Here is a 7,100-nt window from a genome sequence, read left to right on the forward strand (position 1 = left end):
GGAATCGGCGATTTGCTGCACGCCTTCGCTTTGCTGCGCCAGCGCGTGCCTGACGCGGTGCTGTATCTCGTCGGCGATGGACCCGACCGCGCCGCGATGGAAGCGCTTGCCGATCAACTCGGCGTTGCCGGGCACGCGCACTTCGAAGGTTTTGTCGCCGACCCACGTGCTTATCTCGCGCAGGCCGACGTTTTCGCGCTGGCATCGCACTATGAGGCGGCCGGACTGGTGCTATGCGAAGCGCGCGAGACGGGACGCGCCATCGTGGCGACCCGCGTGGGCGGCATTCCCGAAATGCTGGATGACGGCGAGGCCGGTCTGCTGGTGCCGGCTCACGATCCGGTCACACTTTCAGAGACACTCGGGCTGCTCCTGACCGACCGCGTCGCGCACGCTGCGCTCACTGTGCGGGCGACGCAGAACCTTGACAAGTTCAGCATGCAGCAAGTGAGTGACGGCTATCTGTCGATTTACGAACGTACCCTGGCGAGTTGCCAGCCGCGCCGCTTTGCGACCATTGCAACCCGGGTCGGCAGCGCGCCCAACCTCGCTACGACCACGCTGGCGGTGTCGGATGTCGTTACGCGGTCGACTCAGTTGTGATGTGAAGCGGGCCGCGTAGCGTGGCCCGCTTCAATCGGCTGCCTAACTCGCCGACAGCGTGACGCGCGTCCAGAGTTTGTAGACGACGCTCCTGAGTTCGCTGGATCCATGCAGGGATAGCCCCAGATTCGCCGCCGCCATGACAAGCGCCGCGGCGATCAGCGTCGGCAACGCGGTGATCTCCTCGGAGAGCACCAGTGCGACGACCAGGAACACGAGATGGACCAGCATATTGCGCACGATGGACCAGACATGCAGTCGCGTGAACACCAGCAGCACGGCATAGTCGAACAGCGATTTCATCACGACGACGCCACCCGCGCCCATGATCCCGAACCAGTGAATCCCGCACCACAGCGCGCCGGCGAACACCGGCAGTTCGAGCCAGCTCACGCCGGCCACATAGGCGGGGCTTGTCTGCGCCTGAATCAGAATTCCCAGAATGCCACATTGGCCACTCAGCCACACGCCCAGCACGAGCACGCCGGCCACCGGCGCCGCGGCCGCGAACGTCGGCCCCAGCCATAACGTCAGAAAGGGTTTGAGTGCGAACAGCGCGACGATCACGCAGGGCGTGAAGGCGCCGTTCAGAAATGCGAGGGCGCTATGCGCAAGCGCGTCGGCGTCGGCGCGCGAGACGGCTGACAGGCGCGGGAAGAGCGTGCGCACCATCGCGATCGGCAGCAGGTTCAGACGCGTAATGAGGTTCTGCGGGGTCGCGTAGTAAGTGACGAAGCGCGCGCCCATCAGCGCGCCGACCAGCACCCGGTCGAGCGTCGACGCAATCATGTTGGCGCCCGAGAACATCAGCATCCAGCGGCCATAGCGAAAGAGTTCGACCATCACGCGCCATTGGGGCAGCCGTATGCGGCGAATGCCGATTGCGCGGAACGCCGCCGCGCCGAGCAACACGCCGGCTATCAGACGGGCCACGACCGCGGCCGGAATCACCACCGCGAGCGATGGCGAGAAGCAGAAAATCGACGCCAGCGGCAGCAACTGGAACAGTGCCGTGCCCAGGGTCTGGTTGATATTGAAGCTGGTGAAGCGCTCCACGCCGTTGATGGCGCCGGCAAAGACCCACGAGACGTTCGCGATCGGCACGGCCACCGCGATCCACGGCAGGCTCGCCATCACCTCGTGCTGAAAGGCGGGTTCGATCTTCACGCCGTGGGTGATGTAGAGAAATGCGCCGAGGTACACCAGCAGGCCGCCCACGATGCCGGTCCCCAGATTCATGAACCAGGCGCTCCAGAAGATGCACTCGATGGAGTCGTCTTTGGCGGCGCGCGCCTTCGAGATCTGATTTTCGGTGGCGAGACTCGTGCCGAGATCGAGCACGCTGAAGTAGCCGATGAGCGTCCACACCAGATTGATGACCCCATATCGCTCGACGCCCATCAGATGAATATAGGCGGGCACGGTGACGAGAGAGATGAAGGTCGGAGCGATCGCTCCTGCAAAATTGATGAAGATGTTCTTGACGATACTTCTTTCCATGGTGCGCGTTTCCGGCGGGTGAAGTCATTTGAATGGTGTGATCGATCGTGAACGCTGTCGGTGCGCAGCCGCACCCAGCAGCGCGTTTGAAACGATGACGCCGGCCTGTCATATGCCTTGATAGTGCACCTTCGTCCTTTGCGCATGTGTGGGTGGGCGTACAGATTCTCGTGGTCCGGCGGGGTTAAATGAAATCCGTTACGGTTTTCGGAGCACCCATGAGTGAGACCACGAACGAGGCCGACCGGGGCAGTGGCGGGGCGTTATCCGCGCGCCTGATTTCCATCTGCATTCCGACCTGCAATCGGCCCGCCTTGCTCGAACAGGCCATCGACAGTTGCTATGCGCAGACGTATGGCGAGTGTGAAATCGTGATCGGCGACGATTCGAACGACGACAGCGCGCGGCAAGTGGTGGAGCGTTGCCGCGTGCGTAGCACGCGGCCGTTCCCGATCCGTTATGAACGCAATCTGCCCCGGCTGGGACAGGCGGCCAACGTGAACCGGCTGTTTGCGCGCGCACAAGGCGCGCGCCTTGTACTGCTACACGACGACGATCTGCTCGAGCCGAACGCGTTGACCTGTCTGGACGAATGCTGGCACAAGCATCCCGAGTTGACCGCGGCGTTCGGCAAACAACGTGTGATCGCCGACGACGGCACACCGCGGCCGCAAGCCACCGAACGCCTGAACCACGATTATCTGCGCGTGCCTGAACGCGCCGGCCGTCTGCCGGTGCCGGCGCTGGCGGGCATCGACCAGATGTTCCCGAACAACGGCTATCTGGTGGATACCCTGGCCGCGCGCCGGATCGCGTATCGCGCGGCCGCCGAGGTCGGTGAAGCGTGCGACTTCGATTTTGGCTTGCGGCTTAGTGTCGACGCTGTCGCGATCTGTTTCGAGGACGAGTTCGTGTCGGTTTCGCGCGAAACGGCGCTGTCGATATCGACCCACGCATTGCCGGCCATGCACGCGTTTGCGCAATTGCGCGCGAGCAGCGTGCCCGTGGCTGCGCAGGCCGCACGCGAGGACGCGCTGCGGCGCGTGGCGCCGCGCGCCGCATCCGCCTACGCGCGCGCCGGTGAGTCAGCCGCCGCATGGCGTGTGCTGTTGTCGCGGCACTACCCGATGCGCGACCGGCTGCGTGCGCGGTTTTTCTATCACGTGCTGCTCGCCACCCGGTCGACCTTTGCCTCGCGCGCGTCGCACGGCAACTGAACGGCACGTCGACCTGGGGCGAATCGGTTGTCGCGACGTGTAACTCGTTAAGCCGCATAAGCATCGGAGTCCGACCTGGTGTGGGAGGGCGTACAGATGAATCAGACGGTGTTTGTTGTAGTGATCGAAAGCGGCGTTGAGCCGCTGAGGAGACTAGCGTGAGGCCAGTAGTGTTCGATGGCCGGTTCGGATGGTTGCATCCGGCAGAAGGGCCAAGTGGCGTGGTGCTGTGTTACCCGTTCGGGTACGACGCACTGTGCACCTATCGCGGCATGCGCAGGCTGGCGGAGCGCCTCGCCGCGCGCGGCATGCCGGTGCTGCGATTCGACTACCCAGGCACGGGCGATGCGGCGGGAGAAGCGAGCGAACCGGGCCGCTGGCGCGCGTGGATCGACAGCATCAAGCAGGCCGTGGCGCTGCTGCGTGAGACCGCCGGTGTCGAGCACGTGACGCTGTGCGGGCTGCGTCTTGGCGGGACGCTCGCGGCGCTGGCCGCCCAGGAACTCGGCGGTGTGGATGGTCTGGTGCTGCTGGCGCCGGTTTTGTCGGGCAAGAATTATCAGCGCGAATTGCGTGCGCATTACCGCAAGTGGCTGTTGATGCCGGCCGCGATGGATTGCGAAGCCGAGCCCGATACCGATGCATTCGTCGAAGCGTACGGTTTTCGTCTCTATGGCGATACGCTGGAGAGCTTGCGCGCAGTCGATTTGCAGCGCGACGCCGTTCGCCCGGCTGAGCGTGTGCTGGTACTGGATTCGCTGGACCCGGCGCGGGTTGACGAGCTGGTTGCGCATTATCGTGAAAAAGGCGTGCACGTGGAACGGCAATCGTTCGACGAATACGCGAAGTTCATGATGGAGGCGCTCGATAGCGAGATTCCGCAGGCAGCGTTTCGGTCGATCGAAGACTGGCTGACATGCGCTGCTGGCAATCCGGTGGCGCTTGAGCGCATGGCTGCGGACAGCGACGCTGGCTCCCACGCCGATCAATTGACTGAGCTTATGGCGGATCGCATGGGCAATCCCACCTCGGGCCACCGCGTCGAGCCGGGCGTGATCGAAACGCCGGTGTGGCTCGACGGCGGCAGGATGTTCGGCATCTACTGCACGCCCGAATCGCGCACCGCCGCCGCACCCGCGGTGTTGATGCTGAATACCGGTGCTGTGTCGCGAATCGGCAATGCGCGACTTGGCGTGCGCTTTGCGCGACGCCTCGCGCGACAGGGTATCGCGTCGCTGCGTGTCGACCTCGGCGGTTTGGGCGACAGCCAGCCATCGCTAGATGCGCTGAGTCTCGATGCACTGTATGCACAGGCGGGCGCCGACGATGCCGCGTGCGCGGCGCGTTGGCTGACGGCGCAAGGACATCGCGGCGCGGTGCTGCTCGGCATCTGCGCGGGCGCTTTCGTCGGTCTGCATGCCGCGGCGCGTGAACCGGCGGTGATTGGCGCCGTGCTGGTCAATTTGCAGAAGTTCACGTGGCAGAACATCTGCGATGAACACGGCAAGCCGGCCGTCCCGGTAGCGGCCTTCGGTTCGACGCGCACTTACTTGCGCTCGATGTGCCAGCCGCGCAAATGGATTCGCGTCGTTCGAGGGCAGACGGGCGGCCTGCCTGTTGCGCGCGAGCTTGCGGCGCGCTTCGCGGCCAGATTTGGCGCGGCCCTTGCTGACCGTGTCGAACGTATCTGCGGGGTCCAACTGGGATCGAGAGAGGAGCAACGCCTCTTCACCGCGCTGCATGCGCGAGGCGTCGATGCACGTCTTTTATACGGTGTGCTGGACGAGGGGGTCGAAGAACTCGAACGCTACTTCGGTGTGCGTGGTGGGCGGCTGCGGCGTTTCGGCCGGATTGGCGTGGCTTTTTGCGAGCGCACCGATCACGCAATTCTGTCGGCCCGTGCACAAGAAAACGTGATGTCGTACTTCGAAGATTTTTTTCGAAGCACCTTCGACGAAACCCGTCAGCCCGAGTCATCTGTTGGGGGTGGGACGCGCCGCGCGCGGCTCGACTGGCGCCATGCGCGCACCACACAGTGGTTTCTAAAACGCGCACGCGCACTTCGTCTATCAGGCGAAGCGTAATGAACGCATCGGGTTGCCGATCCAGTGCGCTTCCACTTTGATGGAGCAAGGCAATGAATAGTCAATCCGAGTTGGACCGCGTCAACCGTATCGCATGGAATTCGCCGGATGCGACCCGCGTATTCAGGCTCGGGAAAACGTTCTCGGACCTGGGCGAACAGGCTGCGTTCGAGTGGCTCGCGCCGCGCTGCGCCGGTGAGCCGTTGCTGGATATCGGTGTCGGTACGGGCCGCACCATTCCGCTGATGACTGCGATCTCGAACGACTACATCGGCGTCGACTACACGCCGAAACTTCTGGAAATCGCGAAGTCGAGCTATCCCGAGCGCGACTTGCGGCATATGGATGCGCGCGACATGTCAGCGCTGCGGTCCGGGCATTACGGGCTTGCGGCGTTCAGCTGGAACGGCATCGACTGTGTGGACTACGAGGATCGCGTGGAGATTCTCAAAGAGATGTATCGCGTGGTGCGGCCCGGCGGTTATGTGCTGTTTTCATCGCATAACCGCGGCGGCCCGGGTTACCGCGAGAACATCTGGCAATTGCTGCCGAAATTCACCTTCAATCCGCTCAGGCTCGGCTGGCGCACGCTGCGCTCGATGCGGCGCTTTCAGCTCGGCACGTTGAACTATGTGCGCCACGTGAAGCTGAATCACGACTACGGCAGCTACGCAGTGAAGACGGCGGCGGCGCACAACTTCGGCATTGTGATCGTCTATACGACGCTGAGTGAGCAGCGCCGGCAACTCGCGCAGATCGGTTTTCAGACCAATGCGGTGTTCGGTAGTTGCGAAGGCAACCGCATTGCTGACGACGTGGAAATCAGTGACACGTGGTGGTTCCACTTCATCGCGCGCAAGCCGGTTGCCGCGGGTCCATTCGACTGACCGCCGCTGCTCGGGCGAAGGCGACGAACCACGTGCGTCGCATACATAAAAAACCTCAACAAGCCAGATTGAACACTAACGGGAAGCGGACATGAATCGCATCGTTGAACCAGGCAATCCGCTCGCGTCGACTGCGGGCATCACCGGAAAGGCCACGCGTTTGTCGGTCCAGCCGGTAATTCTCGCGGGCGGTTCGGGCACGCGGCTATGGCCGTTGTCACGCGAACGCAATCCGAAACAACTGATCGGCCTGATGGGCGACGAATCGCTGCTCGAAGCAACGCTGCGCCGGCTCGACCTTGCGTTCGCCAAGGCGGCGGGTAGCGGGACGGCGGCTGAGATGCCGGCAGGCACTCCGCTGAGCATGGCCACGCCGCTCGTGGTCTGTTGCGAGGACTTGCGCCTGCAAACGCTCGAACGTCTCGAACAGTGCGGCCGGCCGGTGCGGATGGTGCTCGAGCCGGTGCCGCGCAATACCGCGCCGGCGCTGACCGTTGCCGCGTTGACCGCGCGCGCGGCCGCAGCGGCCGGGGACGATCCGATCATCGTCGCGTTGCCGGCGGACCATCTGATTGCCGATCATGCGGCTTTTGGCACGGCGCTCACGCAAGCGATCTCTCATGCTGCGCGCGGTGCGATCGTGACGCTCGGCGTGCCGCCGCAGCGCGCGGAAACCGGCTATGGCTATATCCGCACGGGTAGCGCGCTCGGCATGCACGGGGCGCGCACGATCGAACGCTTCGTCGAAAAACCCGATGCGGAGCTTGCCAAACGCTATGTCGCCTCGGGTGACTACTGGTGGAACAGCG

General features: G+C 63.7%; 6 protein-coding genes. 5 read left to right on the top strand and 1 reads right to left on the bottom strand.

Going from position 1 to position 7,100, the window contains the following annotated elements; translation table 11 throughout:
- The coding region (locus VFE81_RS01930; protein WP_325042975.1) for a glycosyltransferase at window positions 1–603 on the top strand (603 nt) is incomplete at its 5' end.
- A gap of 42 nt (window positions 604–645) precedes the next feature.
- Here the strand turns inward: VFE81_RS01930 and VFE81_RS01935 are convergent.
- Window positions 646–2,103 (bottom strand): oligosaccharide flippase family protein, encoded by a 1,458-nt coding sequence (locus VFE81_RS01935; RefSeq protein WP_325042976.1) that lies wholly within the window; start codon window positions 2,101–2,103, stop codon window positions 646–648.
- 218 nt (window positions 2,104–2,321) lie between these two features.
- Between VFE81_RS01935 and VFE81_RS01940 the strand changes: the two genes are divergently transcribed.
- From VFE81_RS01940 to VFE81_RS01955, 4 genes are all read left to right on the top strand, one after another.
- Window positions 2,322–3,320 (top strand): glycosyltransferase family 2 protein, encoded by a 999-nt coding sequence (locus VFE81_RS01940; protein WP_325042977.1) that lies wholly within the window; start codon window positions 2,322–2,324, stop codon window positions 3,318–3,320.
- Window positions 3,321–3,478: 158 nt separating this feature from the next.
- Window positions 3,479–5,404, top strand: a complete 1,926-nt coding sequence (locus VFE81_RS01945; RefSeq protein ID WP_325042978.1) for a serine aminopeptidase domain-containing protein — start codon at window positions 3,479–3,481, stop codon at window positions 5,402–5,404.
- A 53-nt stretch (window positions 5,405–5,457) separates the two neighbouring features.
- Window positions 5,458–6,291, top strand: a complete 834-nt coding sequence (locus VFE81_RS01950) for a class I SAM-dependent methyltransferase (RefSeq protein ID WP_325042979.1) — start codon at window positions 5,458–5,460, stop codon at window positions 6,289–6,291.
- A 91-nt stretch (window positions 6,292–6,382) separates the two neighbouring features.
- Window positions 6,383–7,100, top strand: a 718-nt coding sequence (locus tag VFE81_RS01955; protein ID WP_325042980.1) for a sugar phosphate nucleotidyltransferase, incomplete at its 3' end; no start/stop codon positions are given.

Source organism: Paraburkholderia sp., from assembly GCF_035656215.1.
In the GTDB taxonomy this organism is placed as follows: Bacteria; Pseudomonadota; Gammaproteobacteria; order Burkholderiales; family Burkholderiaceae; genus Paraburkholderia.

What these genes read in the sequence shown, in the direction of transcription:
- VFE81_RS01935 (WP_325042976.1), bottom strand. Translation starts at nt 2,103, where the DNA reads ATGGAAAGAAGTATCGTCAAGAACATCTTCATCAATTTTGCAGGAGCG.
- VFE81_RS01940 (WP_325042977.1), top strand. Translation starts at nt 2,322, where the DNA reads ATGAGTGAGACCACGAACGAGGCCGACCGGGGCAGTGGCGGGGCGTTA.
- VFE81_RS01950 (WP_325042979.1), top strand. Translation starts at nt 5,458, where the DNA reads ATGAATAGTCAATCCGAGTTGGACCGCGTCAACCGTATCGCATGGAAT.